Source organism: Rhodococcus sp. DK176 (genome assembly GCF_038447315.2).
GTDB lineage: Bacteria > Actinomycetota > Actinomycetes > Mycobacteriales > Mycobacteriaceae > Rhodococcus_F > Rhodococcus_F jostii_A.
In genome coordinates, this window is record NZ_CP118321.2 from 5,796,988 (window position 1) to 5,820,837 (window position 23,850).

The 23,850-nt window shown below is 67.0% G+C and carries 14 protein-coding genes, 1 tRNA gene and 3 pseudogenes; 15 read left to right on the forward strand and 3 right to left on the reverse strand.

What is annotated here, in order from left to right:
- Window positions 1–176: 176 nt before the first annotated feature.
- Window positions 177–586, forward strand: a pseudogene (locus PSR88_RS27125) (DNA-binding protein); the annotation flags it as partial.
- 97 nt (window positions 587–683) lie between these two features.
- Window positions 684–3,938, forward strand: a complete 3,255-nt coding sequence (locus PSR88_RS27130; protein WP_016883684.1) for a protein kinase domain-containing protein — start codon at window positions 684–686, stop codon at window positions 3,936–3,938.
- A 34-nt stretch (window positions 3,939–3,972) separates the two neighbouring features.
- Here PSR88_RS27130 and PSR88_RS27135 read toward each other — a convergent pair whose 3' ends face one another.
- Window positions 3,973–4,287 carry a YbaK/EbsC family protein gene (locus tag PSR88_RS27135; protein ID WP_011597527.1) on the reverse strand — a complete coding sequence of 105 codons (315 nt, stop codon included), beginning with the start codon at window positions 4,285–4,287 and terminating at the stop codon, window positions 3,973–3,975.
- 246 nt (window positions 4,288–4,533) lie between these two features.
- On the opposite strand from PSR88_RS27135, the gene PSR88_RS27140 reads away from it, so the two are divergent.
- The 8 genes and pseudogenes from PSR88_RS27140 to PSR88_RS27175 all read left to right on the forward strand — a co-directional run.
- Window positions 4,534–5,433: an NAD(P)-dependent oxidoreductase gene (locus tag PSR88_RS27140; RefSeq protein ID WP_016883683.1), complete on the forward strand. Its 900-nt coding sequence runs from the start codon at window positions 4,534–4,536 to the stop codon at window positions 5,431–5,433.
- The gene (locus PSR88_RS27145) at window positions 5,430–6,890 is read left to right on the forward strand and encodes an aldehyde dehydrogenase family protein (protein WP_016883682.1); all 1,461 of its coding nucleotides are present in this window, start codon (window positions 5,430–5,432) and stop codon (window positions 6,888–6,890) included. The genes PSR88_RS27140 and PSR88_RS27145 overlap by 4 nt, the downstream gene beginning before the upstream one ends.
- Window positions 6,891–7,063: 173 nt before the next feature.
- Complete coding sequence (locus tag PSR88_RS27150; protein WP_016883681.1) at window positions 7,064–8,497, forward strand: amino acid permease; 1,434 nt, start codon at window positions 7,064–7,066, stop codon at window positions 8,495–8,497.
- 76 nt (window positions 8,498–8,573) lie between these two features.
- Window positions 8,574–9,935 (forward strand): DegT/DnrJ/EryC1/StrS family aminotransferase, encoded by a 1,362-nt coding sequence (locus tag PSR88_RS27155; RefSeq protein ID WP_016883680.1) that lies wholly within the window; start codon window positions 8,574–8,576, stop codon window positions 9,933–9,935.
- Window positions 9,935–11,344 carry an L-serine ammonia-lyase gene (locus PSR88_RS27160; RefSeq protein WP_016883679.1) on the forward strand — a complete coding sequence of 470 codons (1,410 nt, stop codon included), beginning with the start codon at window positions 9,935–9,937 and terminating at the stop codon, window positions 11,342–11,344. The genes PSR88_RS27155 and PSR88_RS27160 overlap by 1 nt, the downstream gene beginning before the upstream one ends.
- 99 nt (window positions 11,345–11,443) lie before the next feature.
- The gene (locus PSR88_RS27165) at window positions 11,444–12,658 is read left to right on the forward strand and encodes a PucR family transcriptional regulator (RefSeq protein ID WP_016883678.1); all 1,215 of its coding nucleotides are present in this window, start codon (window positions 11,444–11,446) and stop codon (window positions 12,656–12,658) included.
- A gap of 85 nt (window positions 12,659–12,743) precedes the next feature.
- Window positions 12,744–14,135, forward strand: a pseudogene (locus PSR88_RS27170) (NAD(P)/FAD-dependent oxidoreductase); the annotation flags it as partial.
- Between the two features lie 141 nt (window positions 14,136–14,276).
- A pseudogene (locus PSR88_RS27175) lies at window positions 14,277–14,579 on the forward strand (IS1380 family transposase); the annotation flags it as partial.
- Window positions 14,580–14,986: 407 nt separating this feature from the next.
- On the opposite strand, the gene PSR88_RS27180 reads toward PSR88_RS27175, so the two are convergent.
- Together PSR88_RS27180 and PSR88_RS27185 are read right to left on the reverse strand one after the other, a co-directional pair.
- Window positions 14,987–15,060, reverse strand: a tRNA-Gly gene (locus PSR88_RS27180).
- Between the two features lie 96 nt (window positions 15,061–15,156).
- On the reverse strand, window positions 15,157–15,981 hold the full coding sequence (locus tag PSR88_RS27185; RefSeq protein ID WP_016883677.1) for an oxygenase MpaB family protein: 825 nt from the start codon (window positions 15,979–15,981) through the stop codon (window positions 15,157–15,159).
- Window positions 15,982–16,067: 86 nt separating this feature from the next.
- Between PSR88_RS27185 and PSR88_RS27190 the strand changes: the two genes are divergently transcribed.
- The 5 genes from PSR88_RS27190 to PSR88_RS27210 all read left to right on the forward strand — a co-directional run bounded on the left by PSR88_RS27190 (window position 16,068) and on the right by PSR88_RS27210 (window position 23,833).
- The gene (locus PSR88_RS27190) at window positions 16,068–16,736 is read left to right on the forward strand and encodes a TetR/AcrR family transcriptional regulator (RefSeq protein ID WP_011597536.1); all 669 of its coding nucleotides are present in this window, start codon (window positions 16,068–16,070) and stop codon (window positions 16,734–16,736) included.
- Window positions 16,737–16,745: 9 nt separating this feature from the next.
- A complete protein-coding gene (gene dcd, locus PSR88_RS27195; protein ID WP_005238072.1) occupies window positions 16,746–17,315 on the forward strand; it encodes a dCTP deaminase in 570 nt (189 codons plus the stop codon).
- 123 nt (window positions 17,316–17,438) lie between these two features.
- Window positions 17,439–18,839: a lipase/acyltransferase domain-containing protein gene (locus PSR88_RS27200; protein ID WP_016883676.1), complete on the forward strand. Its 1,401-nt coding sequence runs from the start codon at window positions 17,439–17,441 to the stop codon at window positions 18,837–18,839.
- A 12-nt stretch (window positions 18,840–18,851) separates the two neighbouring features.
- On the forward strand, window positions 18,852–21,809 hold the full coding sequence (locus PSR88_RS27205) for a CHAT domain-containing protein (protein WP_016883675.1): 2,958 nt from the start codon (window positions 18,852–18,854) through the stop codon (window positions 21,807–21,809).
- Window positions 21,810–21,892: 83 nt separating this feature from the next.
- Window positions 21,893–23,833, forward strand: a complete 1,941-nt coding sequence (locus tag PSR88_RS27210; RefSeq protein WP_016883674.1) for a DNA/RNA non-specific endonuclease — start codon at window positions 21,893–21,895, stop codon at window positions 23,831–23,833.
- The last annotated feature ends 17 nt before the right edge of the window (window positions 23,834–23,850 follow it).

Here is a 23,850-nt window from a genome sequence, read left to right on the forward strand (position 1 = left end):
GCATGTCGATGGATTTCACCCAGATCGACGAGGCCACCGAGGCCGTGCGCGTCGGCTTGCCCGGCCAAATTGTCGCCGACGACGAGATCCACACCGAGCACCCCGTGTCTCGCAGTTTCGCTGAAAGAACCCGCGGTACACGACGATACGACAACTTCCGGGCTGCTCACTCGCCCCGGCCGGGTGGTTATCACCGGGCCTGGTGTGTGCGGTGCACAGTCGGCGGACATCGTGACCATGTTGCGGGCGTGAACTGGCCAAGCGGGCATAACTGGGACGCGGACAAGCCGTTCGCAAGCGCGGGGACAGTCCGCAGATCCGGGTGATCGAGCATGCGCCGGTGCGCCGATGCCGCGACAAGAAGAGTCCCACTCCGAGCCGGCCGCGGCATCGCCGTGTCCGTCGCAGTGCTCCCGCCGCGACACCCCGGGTGGGGGTGAACCAGACAAAGACTGTTCCTGCGCCACAAGCGTCGGTGTGGGACACGGTAGAACCCGCAACACCGCAGGGTGTTACGGGTAGCCGTGAAGTACATCCATCTCCAAGGCCAGCCACGTCAGTGGTAGGAAGTATGAGATCTATGTAGACGCTACCGTCAGCGATATCCTGGAAACCTGTCGTCGAGAGGCTGACCGTGCGGATTGCATCGAACGTATCGCGGACCGGATGAATCGATTGGGACGATGTCCGATATCGATCCGTTCGAGACGCATCGCGATGTGACACCGTCGGTCGCGTCGGAACTGGCGGTTGACGGATTCGACGACGCCCGGGAGATCGGGCGTGGAGGCTTCGGTGTCGTGTACCGGTGCATGCAACCCGCACTCGACCGGACCGTCGCCGTGAAGGTGCTCACCAACGATCTCGCGGAGGAGAACCGGGAGCGCTTCTTTCGCGAACAGCGGGCGATGGGCCGCCTGACCGGCCACCCCAACATCGTCAATGTCCTCCAGGTCGGGGTCACCGACAGCGGACAACCATTCATCGTGATGCCGTACCATCCGCAGGGCTCCTTGGACGAACGTATCCGACGGCACGGTCCGTTAGGTGTGGACGAGGTGCTGGAGTTGGGGGTGAAACTGGCAGGCGCGTTGGAGGCCGCCCACGGCGAGGGCATCGTCCACCGCGACGTCAAGCCGGCGAATATTCTCCTCACCGACTATGGCGAGCCGGCGCTCACGGACTTCGGGATCGCGCATATTTCCGGCGGGTTCGAGACCGCTACCGGCATCGTCACCGGTTCACCCGCGTTCACTGCGCCCGAGGTCCTCGGCGGCGCCGCCCCGAGCCCCGCCTCGGACATCTACGGACTCGGAGCCACCCTGTTCTGCGCAGTCACCGGCCACGCCGCATTCGAGCGCCGCAGCGGCGAACAGGTGGTAGCCCAATTCATCCGCATCACAACGGAATCCGCTCCGGATCTGCGGGATCACGGCATTGCCGACGATGTTGCTACCGTGATCGAGCAGGCAATGGCCGGTCGCCCCGAGGACCGGCAACCCTCTGCCGCCGTATTGGGTGAGCGCCTACGCGAAATTCAACGCAGTCGCGGATTGCCTGCGGGTGACATGGCTCTCCATGCGCGAGCCACGGTGGAACCAGACCTGTCATCACAGGGGCAGTTTCCAACACACTCTTCCCGCCGTGAGCGCGGGAACCTGCCCCTGGAATTGTCCAGCTTCGTCGGTCGCAGGCACGAGATCACCGAAGCGAAGAATCTACTGGCGTCGTCACGATTGCTGACGTTGGTCGGAATCGGCGGAGTCGGGAAAACACGCCTCGCACTACGACTTGCAACGAGTATCCACCGCGAGTTCGCCGACGGAGCATGGCTCGTCGAGCTCGACGAGGTCCGCACTGAATCTCGACTGATCGACGTGGTGGCGTCCACACTCGGTGTGCGGGACCAAACTGACCGGTCGCTACGCGAGATCATCCTCGACGTCCTGTCGTCGCGAGAACTGTTGCTGGTGTTGGACAATTGCGAGCAGGTGGTTGACGCCGTCGCCGACCTCGCCACAGCTTTGCTGCAATGCAACCCGAACCTGCGCATCCTCGCGACCAGCCGCGAACCCCTTGCGATAGCCGGCGAGGCGACGCTGCGCGTTCCCCCACTCACCGTCCCCGACCCTGACCGCGAGCCGTCCCTGCAGGGTCTGCCCCGCTACGACGCCGTTTCGCTGTTCACCGAACGCGCCACCACGGCGGTATCGACATTCACGTTGACAGATGCCAACAAGTCCGCGGTGACTCGGATCTGTCAGCAATTGGACGGGTTGCCGCTGCCCATCGAATTGGCGGCGGCGCGATTGCGTGCGATGTCGCCCGAACAAATCCTGCAGAGACTTTCCGACCGGTACGCACTGTTGACTCGCGGGAGCCGAGGCGCGCCTTCACGCCAGCAGACGCTCCGGTTATGTGTCGACTGGAGTTACGACCTCTGCACCCCGCTCGAGCAACTGACGTGGGCACGACTGTCGGTGTTCCCCGGCAGCTTCGATCTCGATGCCGCAGAATACGTGTGCGGGGACAATATGCCCACCGGGGATCTGCTGGACTCACTGGCATCCCTCGTCGACAAGTCGATCCTGATCCGCGAAGAGCACGACTCCGTGGTCCGCTTCAGACTGCTCGAGACGCTACGCGCTTACGGCCGGGAGAAGGCCGAAGAATCCGGCGAGTACCTCGATCTGCGCCGACGGCACCGGGATTGGTATCGCCAGCTCGCTCGCACCGCCGAGGACGAGTTCATCGGCCCCAGACAGCTCGAGTGGATGGAGCGACTCAGCAGTGAGCAGCCGAATCTGCGGGACGCGATGGATTTCTGCCTCGACGAAAGCGATGCCGACACCGGTTTACAGATTGCCACACCCTTGTTGCAGCTCTGGGGGTCGCGAGGCCAGCTCAGCGAGGCGAGGCGCTGGCTCGACCAATTCCTGTCACTCCGGAAAGAACACCCGACCATCACCTACATCCGGGCGCTGTACGCCGACTGCCTCATGACCGAACAGCAGCGGGACCACCAGCGAGGGGCTGCCCTTGTCGAGCAGGCGCGGATCCTCGCCAACCAGATGACCGACCCGATAGCGCACGCGATCGTCGACCACGCGGACGGCATCGTCGGATTGTTCACCGGCGACCTCTCGCGCGCGGCGTCACGTCTGGAGCCGGCACAGCCGGTGTTGCGACAAGCAGAGAACGAACTCGCACTGCGGATCGAGTCACTGACGCTGCTGGGATTGACGTATCAACTGGCCGACACCGAACCCCACCGGGCGATCGAATGCTACGAACAAGTTCTCGCGATCACGGAAGCTCACGGTGAATCCGTCTATCGGTCCTACGCACTGTGGGCCATGGCCGTCGCACAATGGCGTCTGGGTGATCAGCGTCGCGCAACCGACCTACTCCAAGAAGGAGTGCGGCTCGCTCGACTCGTCGACGACCCGGTCAGCTGCGCGAACTGCGTCGAAGTACTCGCCTGGATCGCCGGAACCAGTGACCCTGAACGCGCCAGCACACTGATGGGGGCCGCGGACGCGCTCGGCCGTGCGGCCGGAAGCCCCTCCGTGTTCGTTCCCGACCTGCTCGTCCATCACGAAGAATGCGAGCGGTCCGCCCGCCGGATGCTCACCGAACACGCCTTCGAGGAGGCCCGGCAGCGCGGCAGGGCCATGGATCTCGGTTCCGCTGCTTCCTACGCGCTCGAGGAAGACCCCCGAAAGCCGACGCCCCCGGGTCCCGCCACCCTGACGAAACGCGAACAGCAGGTTGCGGAACTGATCGCCGAGGGCCTCACCAACAAGGCGATCGCCGCCCGACTCGTCATCTCGCACCGCACCGCGCAAGGACATGTCGAACACATCCTCACCAAACTCGGGTTCACCTCACGAGCACAGGTCGCAGCCTGGGTTGTCGAAGAGAGACAATCGTCCTAATTTCCGCTCAGCGTGACGGGGAGGCACGGGTCAGTCATCGGACCCGCCTCCACGTTCGAGCGCTACCTGCGAACCATAGTGATCGCCGCAAATCGTTCTGGTTAGCGCAGAGCGTCACGCGAGAGGATGTGTCGAAGCCGAGTTCTCCGGCGACCCGCTCCGTGTCGACGCGGTGGGCGCCGCTGGCGAGGATGAGCAAGGGGGAGCCGTCGGCGTCGAAAACGAGGCTGTTGACGATCGCGGCGGTCTCGCACCCGAGTGTGCGGGCGGCTTCCGGAGCGGTGGGAACAGGGGTGTCGAAGATCCGCATGCGGTCGGTCAGGCCTGCGTCGATGAGTGCGGTGGACACGACGGCGGCGGCGCGGCGTCGGTTCAGAAGGGTGACACAGCGCGGTAGCCAATCACACTCCCGTGTGGACTGCGAAATGCCTGGTTAACGCCCCTGAAGAGCCGGTTCGACAAATGTAGGGCAGATCGGGAAAAGCTCTCGTCATTTGCCGGTCGTGACCCAGCTCACGTGTTCCTAGTGTTGGCGTCGTACGAAAAACGACGGTCTCGCTGGTCAGCGAGAACCCTTCCTCGATAGGAGCAACTGATGACATCCACCGTGGGCTTTGTGGGCCTCGGCAACATCGGTGGCCGGGTGGTTGCGCACCTGGTCAAGGCGGGTCACGACGTCGCGGTGTACGACCTGAATACGGCGGCTGTCGACGCCGCGGTCGCGCTCGGTGCCCGCTCGGTCGCCTCACCCGGTGAAGCGGCGCGGAAGGCGGAGGCACTCTTCCTAAGCCTGCCCACCCCGGCGATCGTCGAGGCCGTCGTCGCGGACGTCTTGCAGCAGGGCAATCAGGGCCTGGTCATCGTCGACCACAGCACCATCGACCCGGACACCACCCGCCGGTTGGCGCAGGATGCCCAGGTCGCCGGGGCTTGCTTCCTCGACGCCCCGGTCAGCGGCGGCGTGCAGGGCGCCGAGGCCGGCACCCTCGCGGTGATGCTCGGCGGCGACGAGGCCTCGGTGAAGAAGGTCATTCCGCTGATCGAAACCTACGCGGGCAACATCTTCCACGTCGGCCCGTCGGGTAGCGGCCAGGCGATCAAACTCGCCAACAACCAGATCACCGCCGCCAACATCGTCGCCCTCGGTGAGGGTCTGAGCAGCGCCGTCGCCGCCGGTGTCGATCTCGACACCGCGGTCGCCGTGCTGACGAAGAGTTCGGCCAACAGCAACGTGCTGAGCAACTACTTCCCCAAGACCCTGTTCACCGAGGAGCGGCCCACCGGCTTCGCCCTGGACTTCATGCACAAGGATCTCGGCCTGTTCCTCAACGCCGCCGGCAAGGCCAAGCTCCCCACCCCGGTCACCAGCCTGGTCCGGGACCTGTTCAGCATCGGCCAGCGCGACGGCCGCGGCGGCAAGGACTTCACCAGTGTCGTCGAGTTCTACGAAGACTTCACCGGCATCCGCCTGCAGACGAAGGGAAACAACCAGTGAGCACCCCCACCCTGACCACCGCGACCAAGGTCAGCCAGCTCATCGGCGGCCAGTGGGCCCCCGCTGATTCGGGAAACTGGCTCGAGGTCGAAAACCCGGCCCGCCGTGAAATTCTCGCACTGATCCCGGACTCCGGGGAGGCTGACGTCAACCGCGCCGTCGCCGCCGCGAAGGACGCGTTCGGTCCGTGGAAAGCGCTGCCGGCCCGAGACCGCGGCGCCCTGCTGATCAAGCTCGGCGACAAGATCGCCGAAAATCAGGAAGAACTCGCCCGGATCATCGCCTCCGAGACCGGCAACGCCCTGCGGACGCAGGCCCGCGGTGAGGCCGCCAGCGGCGCGGACATCTTCCGCTTCTACGGTCAGATCGCCTCCGAGCAGAAGGGCGAGACCCTCCCGTTCGGGGAGAACCTCGTCAGCTACACCGTGCGCGAGCCGCTCGGTGTGGTCGGCGGTATCGTCCCGTGGAACGCCCCGGTCACGCTGTCCTCGCTCAAGATCGCGATGGCGTTGGCGATGGGCAACACGCTGGTCCTCAAGACCGCAGAACTCGCTCCGCTGGCCGTGCTCAAGCTCGCCGAATGGGCGCACGAGATCCTGCCCGCCGGTGTACTCAACGTGCTGACCGGATCGGGCCAGAAGGTCGGCGTGCCGCTGTCGAAGCACCCCGACGTCGCGAAGCTGACCTTCACCGGCTCCACCGGTGTCGGCAAGGAAATCCTCGCCGCGGCCGCCGACCGGATCGTCCCGGTCACCCTCGAACTCGGCGGCAAGTCGCCGGCGATCGTATTTCCCGACTCCGACGACGACGCCACCGTCGACGGTGTGATCGCCGGGATGCGCTTCACCCGGCAGGGCCAGTCCTGCACCGCCGGATCGCGGCTGTACCTGCACGAGGACATCTTCGACTCGTTCCTCGAGAAGCTGAAGAACAAGCTGGGCCAGTTCAAGATCGGTGACCCGCTCGACGAGGCCACCGACATCGGTGCCATCGTCAGCGAGAAGCAGTTCGACACCGTCTGCCGCTACATCACCTCCGGTATCACCCAGGGTGGCACCGTGATCACCGGCGGACCCGAACGTCCGGTGGACGGTGACGGCTTCTTCGTCGCCCCCACCGTCATCACCGGCGCCGACGCCGACTGGGACATCACCCGCGAAGAGGTCTTCGGACCGGTGCTCGTGGTGATCCCATGGAAGGACGAGGACCAGGTCCTGGCCGCGGCCAACGACAGCACCTACGGTCTGGCCGGCTACGTGTGGACCAAGGACATCACCAAGGCCATCCGCACCGCCAACGCCCTCGAGGTCGGCTGGGTGCAGATCAACCGCGGCGGCGGCCAGTTGCCCGGCATGTCCTACGGCGGCATCAAGCAGTCCGGCCTCGGCCGTGAGTACTCCGTCGACGGGGCACTCGAAAGTTTCACCCAGGTAAAGAACATCACCATCGCGGTCTGACCTCCGCCTCTCCCGGCGCCGCCCCGGCGGCGGCGCCGGGAGCCCACTCGGGCGTCCTCGGACAAGCGCCTCCCTCGCACTCGATCCGAACCCCAGCTAGAGCAACCGAGCGACGCCGGGCACCTTCCCTGTGTCACGGCGGTCCTCGCCGACCCTGGAAACAAGGACACACCATGACAGTCGACAGTTCCCACGAACAGTTGAACGAGGACGGCCTCGCACAAGGCCTGAACAAACGGCACATCCGGATGATCGCCATCGGCGGCGCCATCGGCGTCGGCCTGTTCCTCGGCTCCGGCAAGGGCATCTCCTACGCCGGCCCCGCCCTGATCGGTGTCTACGCCATCACCGGCGTGTTCATCTTCATCATCATGCGCGCCCTCGGCGAGCTGCTGATGTACCGGCCCGTCACCGGCTCCTTCGCCGAATACGCTCGTGAATTCCTCGGCCCTGTATACGGTTTCATCACCGGGTGGGGATACTGGATCACCTGGACCATCATCGGCATGGCCGAGCTCACGGCCGCCGGCATCTTCGTCAGATTCTGGTTCCCCTCGATGCCGCAATACCTCACCGCCCTGATCGCCCTGATCGCGCTCGTCACCCTGAACCTGGCCAAGGTCGGCTTCTTCGGCGAAGCCGAATTCTGGTTCGCCTCCATCAAAGTCATCACCATCGTCGCCCTCATCGCCGGCGGGATCTTCGCCCTGGTCTTCAACGTCGGCAAGGCCGGCCAGGAAGGCGGCATCGCCAACCTCTGGGATCACGGCGGCATCGCACCCCACGGCCTGCTCGCCGTCCTGCTCGCCTTCCAGATCGTGGTGTTCTCCTACCAGGGTGTCGAACTGATCGGCATGACCGCCGCCGAAACCAAGAACCGCGCCACCGTCCTGCCCAAGGCCATCAACTCCATCCCCTGGCGCATCGGCATCTTCTACGTCGGCACCCTGGTCGTGCTTCTCTCCCTCTTCCCGTGGGATCAGTTCAACGCCGACTCGAGCCCATTCGTGAAGGGCTTCACCCAGATCGGGCTGCCCGCCGCCGCCAGCATCATGAACTTCGTCGTCCTCGCCTCCGCGCTCTCGTCGTGTTCGGCGGGCCTGTTCAGCAACGGCCGCCTGCTCAAGAAGCTCGCCGCCGACGGGGTCGCACCGAAAATGTTCGAGAAGACCAACCGCGGCCACGTCCCGGCCGCCGCCATCATCGCCTCCGGGTCTCTGATGCTCGTCAGCGTCGCGATCAACGCCATCGTCCCCGAGCAGGCGTTCTCCTACATCTCCTCGGTCGCCACCCTCGGTGCGATCTGGTCCTGGGGCGTCATCGTCGCCTGCCACCTCGTCTACCGGCGCCGCGTCGAGCGCGGTGAGGTCCCCGCAAGCACCTTCCGCCTTCCGCTCGCCACACCGTTGTGCTGGGCCACCCTCGCCTTCCTGGCTGCGGTCACCGTCCTGCTCGCCTTCGACGAGGGCCAGCGCATCGCCCTCTATGCCCTGCCGATCTGGGCCGCCGTCCTGCTTACCGGGTACTACCTCTCGGCCCGGCGCACAGCGTCCCCGGTGGCGCCGAGCCCGGCCACCGAAAACGACCGTCCCGCACTACATCCCTGACGTCGAGTCTGGCCGCACCTGCAACCGGGTGCGGCCAGGCTCGCCGTCCACCCACCACCGACCAGGAGACAGACGCATGACACCCCGTTCGACCATCGCTCCCTGGGCATCACCGATCGCTCAGCAGCGTCTGTCGACCCTGGAGACCGCGCATACCGAGACCAGCACCGCCCAGGTCGTCGAATCGGTGCATCGGTCGCTGGCTGAGCACCATGCGCGGATCAACGATGGGATCGTCCTCTACGCCGGCACCAACGTCCTGTCCCCGAATGTGACGGCCGCACACGACACCGCGCTGTCCACCCGCCCGGCGTTGGGGTGGCCGGGGGAGAAGGTGCAGACCGCGGTGCAGGAGATCGAGCACCTCGAGGTGCTCGCTACCCGCCAGGTCGCCCAGGCGCTGCGGGGAACCTACGCCGAGGTGCGGTACCTGACCGCCACCATGGCCAACCTCGCCGCCTATATCGCGTTTACCGACCCCGGCGACACCATCGCCGTTCTGTCCCCGGAATCCGGCGGCCACGCCAGCCATCAACAGATACTCGGCACCGCGGGCATTCGGGGGCTGACCGTCGAGCACCTGCCGTACTCGCCGAGCGCCCTCGACATCGACGCCGGGGAAATCGACGACTTCGTCCACCGGTTACGACCGCGGCTGATCGTGGTCGGCGGCAGCGTCACCCTGTTCCCTCACAACCTCGGACCGATCCGCGAGGCCGCCGACCGGGTCGGTGCCGTCGTGGTCTACGACGCCTCCCACACCGCAGGTTTGATCGCCGCCGGCTACTACCAGGACCCACTCGCCGAGGGCGCCGATGTGGTGACGTTCTCGACATACAAGACCTTCGCCGGCCCCGCGGGCGGCGCCGCCGTCACCCACTCCGCCGAGCATGCCGAGCGCCTCGCCGCCGCCGCATATCCAACGATGCTGTCGAACTACGACCCAGCCCGCCTCGGCCCGCTCGCAGTAGCCGCCGGTGAGGCGGTCGACCAGTCGCCGCCGTGGGCCGCGGTCACCATCGAGTACGCAGGCGAGCTGGCCGCGAACCTCAACGCGCTCGGGCTGGTCGTCGTCGGCCGCCGCCTCGGCTACACACGCAGCCACCAGGTCGTCATCGACGCCCAAGGCATCGGCGGGGCGTCGGCCGCGGTCCGCCGGCTCGAGGCCGACGGCATCTACACCGGCGCATGCCGGCTGCCGTGGCAGAGCCCGGGCACCCCACCCGAGGGCGTGCGCCTGGGCGTGCAGGAGTTCATCCGCTGCGGCGCCGGGTTCGACACCGTCACCGACCTCGCCGCTCTCGTGCACCGATCCCTCACCACCACCGACGACACCCCACTGACCCCGGCGACCCGGCACCTGCGCCGACAGGTCACCACCGACCTGTGGGGTCGTCCCGCCGCTTGTCCATCCACCGACGAATGGAGCACCGTCTGATGGCTCTCAGCGCTTTCGACCTCTTCTCCATCGGCATCGGCCCGTCCAGCTCGCACACAGTAGGCCCGATGCGCGCCGGCACCCTGTTCGTCGACGAGGTCAAACACCTCCTCGACGTCCGGTCGATCACCCGCCTCGAGGTCGACCTCTACGGGTCCCTCGCGGCGACCGGCCGTGGGCACGGCACCCTCGGCGCCGTCCTCCTCGGCCTCGAGGGCAACGCCCCCGAGACGGTCGACCCCACCTACGCCCACACCCGCGTCGAACAAATCGACACCGAACACCGCCTACAGTTCGGCTCGACCACCGACCTGGTCTTCGGCACCGCGGACATCGGCATGCACCCGTTGACCATCAAAGACCGCCACACCAACACCATCCGGTTCGCCGTCCACACCGACCCGGCCGCCGCCGAGTGTTCCGCCGACCAACTCGCCGCCACCACCCCCGCCCACGAGGCCGTGTACTACTCGATCGGCGGCGGCTTCGTGGAACGAGACGGCCACAACGCCGCCGGGCCGGAGACCCCGGTACCACTGCCCTTCCGCACCGGCGCCGAACTGCTCGACATCTGCGAGCGCAAGAACCTGCCGATCAGCGATGTCATGTGGCGCAACGAACTCGCCACCCGCAGCCCCGAACAAATCCGTGCCGGGCTGCTCGAAATCTGGCAGGTGATGGCCGCCTCCATCCACAACGGGTTCACCACCCCCGGCCACCTGCCGGGATCGCTACGGGTCAAGCGCCGCGCCGCGGAGTTCTACTCCCGCCTGGTCGAACGCGAGAAGGTCGTCGACCATGCCGACTCGATGGATTGGCTCAACGTCGCCGCGATGGCGGTCAACGAGGAGAACGCCGCCGGCGGGCGGATCGTGACCGCCCCCACCAACGGCGCCGCGGGAATCGTCCCCGCCGTCCTGTTCTGGGCGCTGCGCTACCTCCCCGGCCTCAACACCCAGCACGACCGCGACGACGCGGTAGTGAAGTACCTGCTCACTGCCGCCGCGATCGCCGTGCTCTACAAAGAACGCGCCTCGATCTCCGGCGCCGAGGTCGGCTGCCAGGGCGAGGTCGGCTCCGCCTGCTCGATGGCCGCCGGCGCCCTCGCCGAACTGCTCGGCGCCACCCCCGCGCAGGTCGAAAACGCCGCCGAGATCGGCATCGAACACAACCTCGGCCTGACCTGCGACCCGATCGGCGGCCTGGTGCAGATCCCGTGCATCGAACGCAACGCCATCGCCTCCGTCAAAGCCGTCAACGCGGCGAAAATGGCCCTGCACGGCGACGGCACCCACCGCGTGACGCTCGACCAGGCAATCGAGACCATGCGGCAGACCGGGATGGACATGCTCACGAAATACAAGGAAACCTCCACCGGCGGCCTCGCCGTCAACGTCCCCGAATGCTGACATGACCGCACCCACCCGAGCCCGACCCCAGCGGATCGACAGACGCGTCTGCCTGCACCGGATCCGCCCCGACCCACGCATGAAGCGGATGATGAGGCTGTGAGCGAGAGCGAGATCCAACCCGCGATCGACGAGATCGCCAACGCACTGGGCACCGGTGCGTCCCTTGACGACCTCACCGGCCGACTCGTCGCCTACAGTGCCCAGCACGGCCGTGCCGACGACGCCCGGGTACGGTCCCTGCTCAACCGAGAAGTACCCGAGGACATCCGCGACTGGGAAGCACGCCACGGCACCGGAACTGCCGTCGAACCGATCATCATCCCGGCCAACCCGGACCTGAAGATGGACCCCCGCATCTGCGTTCCGCTGATCCACCGCGGCGTGCGCACCGGACTGCTCTATGTCATCGACCCGCTCGCCCCGGAGAACCCGGATCGGGTCACCACGACGGTCGCCCTCATCGCCGACCAGGTCGAACTCCTCGCCACCGTCCTCTACGAAATGGCCTCCCCGCACCTGGACGAACGACATCAACGCGAACTCGAGTTCTTCGCCGCCTGCCAAGGCAACGCCGATGCCCTCGACACGGTCGCGAACTGGTCGCCGGTGCGGTCGGCGTCCTCGCTGCGGCTGGCGGTCTCGATCTTCTCGGCCGGCGAAGACGTCACCGCCTTCTCCGAGACCCGCGCCGCCCAGCTGCGACTGGCCAGTCAGCAGACCGTCTCACGGTATCCGAGCGTGGTCGCCGGATCGGTGCAGGACAGCCACTCGGTGGTGCTGCTGCGACCGGACAACGAGGCGAACGCCGCCCTGCGTCTGCATCAGCGGCTCGCCGCCGCATCCGGCGTCACCCAACCCGGCACTACCTCGCCGGAACGTCTCTACACCGGTGTGGCAGAGAACATCTCCTCCATCGACCAACTTCCCGAAGGATACCGGCGGGCGGTGATCGCCGCTCAAACCGCCGCCGTCGAACCGGAATCGGGCACCATCGCCACCTGGGACACCATCGGCCCATACCGGTTGATCGCCACCCGCCTACGCACCGACGGCACCGTCTCCGACCTACTCGCCGCCCTCGTCGAAGCAGACCCCAACGGTGACCTCGTGAACACCCTCGAAGTGTTCTACGACCAGGGCGACAACGTCAAAGCCGTCGCCGACACCCTGCACCTGCACCGGACCAGCCTCTATTACCGGATCAACAAGATCCGCGACATCCTCGGCGTCGACCCCCTCAACGGCGCCACCCGCCTCGAGCTGCACCTCGCGCTCAAGGCACGCCGCTGGACGCGACGCCCACGAATCTGAACCAGGCGCCGAAATCCGACGCAGCACGCCCCGTTCCTCATCTATCGCAGGCCGATTCGTCACGTCGGCCAAAAGGAGATCTGTCATGACTTCCCCCGCCGCGCCCGCCGCCTCTCCGCGCCATCGGGTGGTGGTGATCGGGTCCGGGTTCGGCGGGTTGTTCGCCACCAAGGCATTGCGTCGCGCGGACGTGGACCTGACTATCGTCGACCGCACCACCCACCACCTGTTCCAGCCACTGCTGTACCAGGTCGCCACCGGCATCCTCTCCGAAGGAGAGATCGCACCCTCGACCCGGATGATCCTCGAGGACCAACCCAACGCCACCGTCCTGCTCGGCGACGTCTCCACGGTCGACCTGACCGCCCAGACGGTCACCTCCGCGCAGGACGGGCGCACCACCGTCACCGGATACGACAGTCTCATCGTCTCCGCCGGCGCCCAACAGTCCTACTTCGGTAACGACCACTTCGCCGAACACGCCCCCGGCATGAAAACCATCGACGACGCCCTCGAACTCCGCGGCCGCATCCTCGGCGCGTTCGAACGCGCCGAGATCTGCTCCGACCCCCACGAGCGTGCAAAGCTGCTGACCTTCGTCGTCGTCGGTGCCGGACCCACCGGTGTCGAGATGGCCGGGCAGATCGCCGAACTCGCGCACCGAACCCTGGTCGACGTCTACCGCAACTTCGACACCCGCGACGCCCGGATCATCCTCCTCGACGCCGCCCCAACCGTTCTGCCACCGTTCGGACTCAACCTCGGTAACAAAGCCGCCGCGGCACTCGAGGAGCTCGGCGTCGAGATCCAACTCGGCACAATGGTCACCGACGTCGACGCCGACGGGCTCACCGTCCGCGACAGCGACGGTGAACACCACCGCCTCGACGCCGCCTGCAAGGTGTGGTCCGCCGGCGTCGCCGCCAACCCCCTGGGCGCCCAGCTCGCCGCCCAGTCCGGGGCCGACCTCGACCGCGCCGGCCGTGTCACCGTTGAGGACGACCTCACCCTGCCCGGACACCCGAACGTCTTCGTCGTCGGCGACATGATGGCCAAGGATCGTCTGCCCGGTGTCGCGCAGGTCGCCATCCAGGGCGGCCGCTACGCCGCGCAGCAGATCAAAACCGAGCTCACCGCAGCCACCAAGGACCGCACCACATCCGAGCGGGCACCGTTCCGCTACCGCGACAAAGGTTCGATGGCCACGATCGCCCGCTTCAAGGCCGTCACCAAGGTCGGCAACCTCGAACTGACCGGTGTTCTCGCGTGGATACTCTGGCTGGCCGTCCACGTCGTGTACGTCGTCGGCTTCCGCAGCCGCCTGGCCACGCTGATCTCTTGGACCTGCACCTTCCTCGGCCGCTGGCGAGGCCAACTCACCATCACCGACCAACAGATCACAGCCCGAAACGCCATCGCCCAACTACACCTGATCAACAACGGCCACGACGACGCCGACGACCCGATCGCAAAGGCCGGCGCAGATTTCCTTGGCGACGCGTTCGCGCCGGAAACGCCCCCCTCTCCTTCGCCGTCTCGGGGAAAGAAGAGGTCTGCAGGGATCGGCGGTGGTGTGACCGGCTTTGTCGCTCGCTGCCGCTGGCTAGGCCCCGGCGTTGTGGAAATTGTGCGGTTGGTTCTGGCGCTCGGGTCGGCACACCGGTGCGGCTTGGAGGCCCTGGCGGATGAGCATGTGTCGGTGCCGACCGACAAGGGTGCATGCGGGCAAGGTGTCCGCACTGGTGGCCGGAATGGTGCGGGCGCGGACAGCATCGACGACATGGCAGTGCTGCGGCACGGAGCCCTCCCCACGGTCTTCGACCGCCCGTATGCCCCGTCGACGCTGGGCTCGTTCCTGCGGTCGTTCACCTTCGGGCACGTCCGCCAACTCGACGCCGTAGCCACCCGCATCCTGTGTGGCTTTGGCCGAACGGACATTCAGCCTGCACGACTGGTTCGCCAGTCGCGGGATTCCCGATCCGTGGGCTCGGTACCTCGGAGAAGCGGCATTCGAGAACACACCGGTTCGAGGGCGCCGCGGCAATCGGGCCAACAAGTGCCACACAGAATCGTCGTCTGCCACACCTCCCGGCAGAAAATGACCCATTATCAGGCACGGGTTCGCCAGATTCAGCGCCCCACAGGTCGAACGTCTCGCACACCGACCGCAGAAGCGGGTGTAACCGCGTCGAATGTGCAGAAAGTACGGTCCGAATCCGATCCCGGCCTAATAGGTGAACCCAACAGGCTCTATCGGGTGTACACCCGGTGGTTCGGTCGTCCGTCCGTCGTGGTGGATGGATGGAGCCGAGTAAGTGCAGAGAGAGATGGAGCCGATGACGGGAATCGAACCCGCGTATTCAGCTTGGGAAGCTGATGTTCTGCCATTGAACTACATCGGCGCGCACGATATTGGGCGCCCGTAGGCAGGCCCAACACCCTGCGGCGGAAACATTATCAGATGGTGATCCGGACTACCCGGGCACACGCGCGGTGTGTCATACGAGGGGTTTGCCGGCCTTCATTCGGCGTCGCAGATCGAACATGAGCAGGTTGTAGGGGAACTCCCGGATGCGGACGGGGATGCGCCTGCTTACGGTGCCGATGGTGCGCAGGGTCCGGTCGAAGCGCTGCTGATCCTTGTCGGTCCATGTCAGGTGCATTTCGTCGCGGAACTGCTGGGGCAGGAAGCCGTTGGTGAAGAACATGTTGAGCCGGCCGAACAGACGGGAGACGATGGCGGGCAGGAATTCGAGTTGTGCGATGGAGAGGACGTGTTCGCGGATGGTGTCGTCGATCGACACCTTGTCGAGGGCCTTGTTCCAGTACTCCTCGAATGCGACGCGGTCTTCGGGCCACATGTCCGGGGGCACCTGGAGGGTGGTGCCGAACGTGGCGCCTTCCTTGTAGAAGAACTCGGCGGCTGCGGGGGGGAGGTCGCCGTGCAGGGCGCGGTTGACGTCCTCGAACCCCCGGTAGATGCAGGCGGCCACCCACAGCTGCAGTTCGGGGTCGAACGCGTTGTACTGCACGGGGCTGTCGGGGGTGGAGCGCACCTTGGCGTGGGCGCGGTTGACGCCCTTGCGGAAGGCCGCCTTCTCCTCGTCGGTGCCGCGGGCCGCCACCACGAGGTAGGTCAGCGTGGTGCGGGTCCGTTTGATCGGATGCCTGAACAGCTGGCCGCTCTCGACCTTGCTCTCGTATACGCCGTACCCGACCCCGGGATGGGCGAGCTGCATGATGATGTTCGCGGCGCCTGCCAGTAGTCCGGCGCCGTCCATGACCTGATCGAGACGGTCCGGTACTTCGAGTGACGTCGACATTTGTGTTCCCTCTCCCCACCACGGATTCGATATCTGAACACGACCGTACTCACATATATGTTCGCCGTCCAGGGTCCGGTGGAAAGATGGTGCGCATGGCTACCGCACCGGTGAACGCGAACGTCGGACCCTCGACGAGCGACGGTGGGCGCGTCTATGGCGGCCAGGAGCGTGACCAGCGGAAATCGGAACGGCGCGGTCAGCTCATCGAGGCGGGACTCGACCTGCTGGGCAGCGCGGACGGCGACCACGCCCTGACCGTGCGCGGAGTCTGCAAGCAGGCCGGACTCGCCACCCGCTATTTCTACGAGAGCTTCACCGACCGCGACGCGCTGGCCGTCGCCGTCTACGACCACGTGGTGGACCGGATCGCCACCAGCACCCTGGACGCCGTGTCGAACGCCGGGCCGGGTGAACGCGACATCGTGCGCGCCGGCGTCCGCAACATCGTGCGGGAGGTTGCCGAGGATCCGCGTCAGGGCCGTCTCATGTTCTCGGTGGCGCAGTCGAGCGCGGTGCTGGCGCAGCGCCGCCTCGACAGTTCGCGGCTGTTCGCGGGCCTGGTCACGAAGCAGACGGTCGGGTACTACGAGGTGGCCGAGAGCCCGCGCCTCGACCTGGCCGCGCACTTCATGGTCGGCGGCCTGGCGCAGACCCTGACGGCGTGGTTGAACGGCACCGTGACCCTCCCCGAGGAGGAGCTCGTGGACACCTGCACCGAACTGCTGCTCTCCATGGCCATCCACACCCGTTAACCTCTACCTGTGCTCCTCTCCGATCGCGATCTCCGTGCCGAAATTTCCGCTGGACGTCTGGGCATCGACCCGTTCGACGATTCGATGGTCCAGCCCTCGAGCGTGGATGTGCGCCTCGACAGCCTGTTCCGGGTGTTCAACAACACCCGCTACACGCACATCGACCCAGCTCAGCGGCAGGACGAGCTGACGACGCTGGTCGAGCCGGCCGAGGGGGAGCCGTTCGTCCTGCACCCGGGCGAGTTCGTTCTCGGCTCCACGCTGGAGGTGTGTTCGCTGCCCGACGACCTGGCGGGACGCCTGGAGGGCAAGTCCTCGCTCGGCCGCCTCGGACTGTTGACGCACTCCACGGCCGGGTTCATCGACCCCGGCTTCAACGGGCACATCACGCTGGAGCTTTCCAACGTCGCGAACCTGCCCATCACCCTGTGGCCGGGCATGAAGATCGGCCAGCTGTGCCTGCTGCGGCTGTCGAGCGCGGCGGAACACCCGTACGGCAGCTCCGCCGTCGGCTCCAAGTACCAGGGCCAGCGGGGCCCGACGCCGTCGAAGGCCTACCTCAACTTCGCGCAGAGCTGAGCCGCGCGGCCCGACGAAAATATTGCAAACCGAGTGGTCCGCTACTCGTGTGTATTGCGGCGGGTGGGAGAAGACTGAGATTCGAAGCCGCCCTCTCCTGGGCGTTCGATCCCGGAGGCCGCCATGAAAGACGTAGTCGTGTTGTTGCCCGGCATCGGCGGGTCGGTCCTCGCCCGTGACGGCAAGGACGTATGGGCGCCGACACCGGGTGTCGCGCTGGCGGGCGTGCTGTCGCTGGGCGGGAACATCAAACGCCTGAAGCTGGACGGCGACGACCCGGATGTCGACGACCTCGGTGACGGCGTCGTGGCCACCCGCCTGGTCCCGGACTTCCACTTCGTTCCCGGGCTGGACTGGAAGATCGACGGGTACACGAAGTTCCGTGACGACGTCGTCCGCCGATTCGGGGTGGTTCCGGGCGACAACTATTTCGAGTTCCCCTACGACTGGCGGCGCGACAACCGGGTGGCGGCCCGCGCCCTGGCCCGCCGGACCCACGACTGGCTGACGCGGTGGCGCGAGAAGTCGGGCAACGCGGACGCGAAGCTCGTGCTGGTGTGTCACTCCATGGGCGGAATCGTCGCTCGACTGTTCCTCGAATTCCTGGACGGGTGGCGTGACACCCGCACCCTCGTCACGTTCGGGACCCCGTACTCCGGTTCGGTCAATGCGCTCGACTTCCTCGTCAACGGTTTCCGCAAGGGGTGGGGTCCGTTCACCGTCGACCTCAGCGCGCTGATCCGGTCGTTCACGTCCGCGTACCAGTTGCTGCCGTCGTATCGGTGCATGGCGGGCGATGACGGGTCGTGGCTCGCGCTCGACGACGAGAAGCTCGACTGGTCGGGGACGGGTCTCGACGCCGGCCGGATGGCTGCGGCGGTGCGCCTGCACCGCGGTCTGCGCGACGCCGTCGACGCACGGCTGAAGTCGGGACACGAGGGCTACGACATCCGGCCGGTGATCGGCGACTTCCAGCCCACCAAGTGGGCCGCCCGGCTCGCCGGGGAGAAGGTCGAGACGATGACCGTCCGCGGACCCGACGAGAGCGGCGGCGACGGCACCGTGCCGAAATTGTCGTCCACCCCGCACGAACTCATGACGGGATGGAAGAACGCGGCCTTCTTCAGCCAGCGGCACGGCTCCCTCCAGAACGACGACCCGGTGCTCGACCACGTGGGCGGAATCCTGAACACCGCGACGCTCGCGCCTCCGAACGTGTTTCCGGCGGTGAACGAATCGGTCGCGCTGGAAGTCGACGACGTCACGACCGCCGAGCCGCTGGTGATCCGGGCGCGCACGGGTGCCGGGGGCGCTCGGCTTCTCGCGACGGTCGAGCCGATGGCCGGCGGTCCGAGCCGGGAACACCCGCTGGTGTCGACCGCCGACGGCTGGCAGCAGACCAGCCTCGACGGGCTGGCCGCCCAGGACTACCGGATCACCGTGCGCGCACCCGGGGTGCACCCGGTCACCGACGTCGCGAGTGTGGTCGACCTCGACGAGATCGCCCGGTCCGTGGACGTCTAGGAGCGCGGACGCATGGGACCGACACCCGGTTTCGAGGCACTGGAGATCAGCGTTCTCCGGGCCGGCGACCACATCTGGCTCTCGGCGCAGTCGCGGATGGGTTCGGTCTTCGCGGTGCGGCGGCCGATCCCGGAATGGAAACTGCCGAACGATGTCACCGGGAAGACGATCGACACCCCGTCCGACTGGTTGACCGACACCGTCCGGCACGCGCGCACCGACGCCGCAACCCATGCCCTCGACGTCGGGCAGGTGTTGACGGACCTGGTGTTCGGGGTTCCGGACATCGTCACGCTGCTGCAGCAGAGCCGGGGGTTGGCCCGGACCACGGGAACCCAGCTTCTCCTCCGCGTCCTCGCCGCACCGCAGGAAGTGTGCGCCTGGCCGTGGGAGTTGCTGCTGGATCCGCAACGACCCGACCAGTTCCTCGCCATGGCGCGCGACGTCCACGTGGTGCGATCGGGACGGTCGCGCACCTACCCGTTGCGGCAGACGCCGATCGAGCCGCCGCTCAACCTTCTGCTGGTGATGTCGAGCCCTCTGCGGGAGGGCCCCGAGGATTCCGAGGCCCCGTTCGACCTGTATGCCGAGAAACGTAGCCTTCTGTCGGAATTGCGGCCCCTGGTGGACCGGGGTCTGCTCCGCGTTGTGGTCGAGGACCGCCCGTCCGTCGAACGGCTCCGCAGTCGAATGGGCATGCAGAGACGCGGTTTTCACCTCTTCCATTACCTCGGCCACGCCAATCCGGACGGGCTCAAGCTGGAGCGGCGCAACGGTCGCGGGATGCTGCTGCCCAGCCAGGAATTCGCGTTGCTGTTGCAGCAACTCCCGGACCTCCGGCTGGCGGTGTTCGCGGGGTGTGAGACGGCACGCGCGCCGGACGGTGCCGCCGACGACGATCCCTGGCCCGGGCCGCTGTCGTCCGCCGACATCTGCGTACGTGATGCGTGCCCGATGGTGATCGGGATGCAGGCGGTGCTGCCCTTCAGGACGGAGCGACTGCTGACGCGCTTCTTCTACCAGGCACTGACCGCCGGCCAGCCGGTGGCCGAGGCGTTGCGGCTGGCGCGGCTCGCGATCAACGGAGACGAGAACAGCGGTGACCCGCTGCTCGACTGGGCGGTTCCGTGCCTGTTCGTCGGGGGTAGCGAGCCCGGCGCGATCATCGACCCGGAGGCGCGGGCGCGGCCGGAGCCGCCGTCCCGGCGGGTCGGGTTGCGGCTCGGTATCCGCCAGGGCGAACTTCGCTTCATCTCCCGCCTCGCGGAGCTACGCGAGGGGGTGGACGTGCTGTCCGGGCAGACGCCGGCGCGGTTGCTGCACGTCGTCGGAATGCCGTCGACGGGAAAGACCTCGCTTCTGGACCGGGTGCTCGACGAGCTCGATCCGCAGATCGCACATCTGTACATCAGCGCGAAACGGCTACTCGCGGACCCCGACCCGGTCCGCGAACTGGCCCGCCTCGTCGACGAGCTGATGCGCGACGTCGGGGTGCGCACCGTCCGGCCGGGCAGATTCAGCGCCGGCGACTGGTGGGAGCGACTACTCGGCGACCTCACCGAAGTCCCGGTTGCGATCGTCATCGACGACGGTGACCTGCTGCTCGGCGACGCACCCGGAGCCCAGGGCCTCCTCGACGCGCTGGTCCTGCTGACACAGCGGCGCAGCAAGGCGCGGCTCGCGGTGGCGGCCACCGCGGACCTCGTCGAACTGACGCGACCGCTCCGCCCCTCGGAGGTGCGCACGATCCGCCTCGACGCCCTGTCGTGGCCTGAAGTGTGGCAGTGGATCCGGCGCAATCTGCCGACCCTGACCCGCTATCCGGAGAAGGACCTGTCCCGGCTCTACGCGGACGTGCGACACCTGGAACTGTGGGAGCAGTTGGCCGATCTCGCCGCCCGGAACGGCACGTTCGACCCGCGGGACCTGCCGGTCCTCGTCCGGCAACTCGGCGTCGGCGCCCCGAAAGCGGCGCCCCAGGTATCGAACGGGTCCGACTTCTTCGGCGCCGAAACCGCTGTCCCCGAAGCAGAGGCAGCGGCAGCGTCGCCGGTGCGGCGCGCGTTGCGGTTGGCGGTCGCAGGTCCGTTCACGGTGGGCCGACGCGAGGAGATCGCCGTCGCTGTCACGCAGTGCGCCATCAAGCACGGGGTTCCGGGGCGGGTAGTAGCCGGAGAGACGGGGGAGGGTGAATCGGCACTGGCCGAACTCCTTCCCGGGGAGCTGGCCTTCGGCGACGGTGTCCCGTCCGAGCGCGACGTCTGCCGGTGGATGGAGGACGCGGCCCTGGCCGACGCGGACATCCTGGTGTTCGACTACGGCAACGCGGTGCCCTCGGATGCGCAGAATGCGGTGATTGCGCACCTGGTGAGCGACGGCAGGCTGGTGATCGCCTCGGGCGACCACTCGGACGAACCGGCATATCCTGCGTGGAGTGCGGACGCGTTCGCCGTCGGAGCCGTCGAGGACGACGGCACGCTCACCCACGAAACCCCGTACTTCCCCGACGCGGGGAAACCCGACATCTACGCGCCGCGGACGATCACCGGGACAGCGTGCGAGCAGCTCGTCGATCGACCGGAGATGGACGGCACGACGTTCGCCGCGCTGTACGTGGCGGTCGCCGCCATGCTGGTGTGGGCGACCGACCGCGACCTGACGGCGCCGGAGGTCCGGGCGCTGCTGGTCGAGACGGCGACACCGATACAGGCGACGCGCGGCGACACCGCGAAGCAACTCGACGTCGAGGCGGCGCTGGATTCCGCGCGGCGGAAGGTCATCGTCGGCGCGCTCGGGTCGGACGCACTCGAACTCGGGCAGCTCCTCGCGGAAACCCCCATCCGGCCCGAACTGGCGGTTCCGCTGCTCGACGACCTCGTGGCCGACGGCGACCGCATCCGACGGGTCGTCCGAAACGGCGTCGAACAGTACGAACGCACCGACACCGTGGCCGGGCCGAGAAACGAGTAGCTCACTACGCATGACCGATGTGCCCGCGACGAGCAGGCTCGCAATCGCAGGACGAGCCGCCCGACCTACGTGAGGACCGAGTCATGACCATCGTCGACAACATCGGAGACGGACAGTCGCAGCGCGCGATGCCCGGGGGAACGTTCGAGGCGGAACGGCAGCGACAGCGCGATGCGGCGGAATTGCGTGCCCGCGAACGGGCACCGCAGCGGGGCGAGCACGTGGACGCACTCAACGGCCCCGGAGGCGTCGCCGCCGCGGACACTCCCGATCGGATCGCGAAGCGGGTGGACCGGCTCGGTCGCTACTACGCGGCGGGGGACTGGGAGTCGGACACCCTTCCGGATCAGGTTCTCGAGAAGATAATCAACACAGCCGATTTCGTCGGCGTCCGATACCTCGATGCCGGCGCCGCCGCCGCCCGGTCGATCGGGCGCGTCAACATCCGCGACGCGCGGGGAACCCTGCAGGGCTACGGCACGGGCTTCCTCGTCTCACCCACGCTGCTGCTGACCAACCACCACGTGCTGCCGAACGCGGACACTGCGCGCAGCAGCGTGATCGAGTTCGACTACCAGGACGGCATCGACGGGAAACCGCGCCCCGTGCAGATGTTCCCGCTGGACCCGGGGCGGTTCTACCTCGCCGACCGGGAACGCGACTTCGCGCTCGTCGCGGTCGGAGCCGAACCCGGAACGCTCGCCCAGTTCGGTTTCAACCCGCTGATCCAGGCGGAGGGCAAGGCCGTCATCGGCGAATTCGTGACCATCGTGCAGCACCCTCGCGGCGAGAAGAAGCAGATCGCCCTGCGGGAGAACCGTATCGTCGACATACCCGAGCGGTTTCTGCACTACTCGGCCGACACGGAACCCGGATCCTCGGGTTCGCCGGTGTTCAACGATCAGTGGGAGGTGGTCGCGTTGCATCACGCGAGTGTGCGGGCGCCACAACACACCGAGTTCGGTGGTGTCCTCAACGAGGGCGTGCGCATCAGCCGCATCCTCGAGTACGTGCGCGCGCAGAACCTCACCCCGCAGTCACGTGACCTCGCCGACGACATCGTCCGCGCGGAGCGGACGGCCCCGACGGCATCCCCGGCCGTCGAACATGAACGGGAAGTGACCGTCCGGGTTCCCCTCGAGATCACGGTGCGTCTCGGCTCCGTCGACTCACCGGCCGCCGCCCGGCGACCCGCTGAGCCCGAGGCGATCTCGATCGACCCGAACTACAGCACGCGCGGCGGGTACGACGCGAACTTCCTGCGTGTGCCGCTACCCCTTCCGCGGCCCGGGACACCGTCGGTCGCGTCACCGGAGTTGAAGTACCACCACTTCAGCGTCGTGATGAATCGCGAGCGGGCGCTGGCGCTGTTCACTGCCGTGAACATCGACGGAACGCAGTCGCAGAGCCCGCGGCGTGACAGCGACAGATGGATTCTCGACCCGCGACTTCCGGCCGACCAGCAGACGGGGGAGGACGTGTATCGGGACAATCCGCTCGACCGCGGACACCTGGTGCGCCGACTCGACCCGGCGTGGGGGCCGCTCGCCAAGGCGGCGAACGACGACACGTTCCACTTCACGAATTGCACTCCGCAACATCACAGTTTCAACGCGGGCCAGACCCTGTGGCTGGGCCTCGAGGATTACGTCCTGAAGAACGCGGACAACGCCGACCTCGCCGTCAGTGTCGTCACCGGACCCGTTCTCGCGCCCGACGACCCCGAATACCGCGGGGTGGCGCTGCCGCGTCAGTTCTGGAAGACGGTGGCCATGGTCAAGCAGAACGGCGGTCTCTCGGTCACCGGATACCTGCTCAGCCAGGCCGCCCTGCTCGACGAATTCGCCGAGGGGGAGGAGGCGTTCTCCTACGGTGCGTACCGCACGTTCCAGGTGCCCGTGCGGCGGATCGCCCAGTTGACCGGGCTCGGGTTGGACCCGTGCATCGCGGCCGATCCGCTCGAGCGGATCGAGGCGAGCGCCCTGCCTCGCGAACTGATCCGTCCCCAGGACCTGATTCTCTGAAACCGAAAGGGAGCCCG

Excerpts from the sequence above, each read along its gene's own strand:
- PSR88_RS27130 (WP_016883684.1), top strand. The coding sequence starts at position 684 with ATGTCCGATATCGATCCGTTCGAGACGCATCGCGATGTGACACCGTCG.
- PSR88_RS27140 (WP_016883683.1), top strand. The coding sequence starts at position 4,534 with ATGACATCCACCGTGGGCTTTGTGGGCCTCGGCAACATCGGTGGCCGG.
- PSR88_RS27150 (WP_016883681.1), top strand. The coding sequence starts at position 7,064 with ATGACAGTCGACAGTTCCCACGAACAGTTGAACGAGGACGGCCTCGCA.
- PSR88_RS27155 (WP_016883680.1), top strand. The coding sequence starts at position 8,574 with ATGACACCCCGTTCGACCATCGCTCCCTGGGCATCACCGATCGCTCAG.
- PSR88_RS27160 (WP_016883679.1), top strand. The coding sequence starts at position 9,935 with ATGGCTCTCAGCGCTTTCGACCTCTTCTCCATCGGCATCGGCCCGTCC.
- PSR88_RS27185 (WP_016883677.1), bottom strand. The coding sequence starts at position 15,981 with ATGTCGACGTCACTCGAAGTACCGGACCGTCTCGATCAGGTCATGGAC.
- PSR88_RS27190 (WP_011597536.1), top strand. The coding sequence starts at position 16,068 with ATGGTGCGCATGGCTACCGCACCGGTGAACGCGAACGTCGGACCCTCG.
- PSR88_RS27200 (WP_016883676.1), top strand. The coding sequence starts at position 17,439 with ATGAAAGACGTAGTCGTGTTGTTGCCCGGCATCGGCGGGTCGGTCCTC.
- PSR88_RS27205 (WP_016883675.1), top strand. The coding sequence starts at position 18,852 with ATGGGACCGACACCCGGTTTCGAGGCACTGGAGATCAGCGTTCTCCGG.
- PSR88_RS27210 (WP_016883674.1), top strand. The coding sequence starts at position 21,893 with ATGACCATCGTCGACAACATCGGAGACGGACAGTCGCAGCGCGCGATG.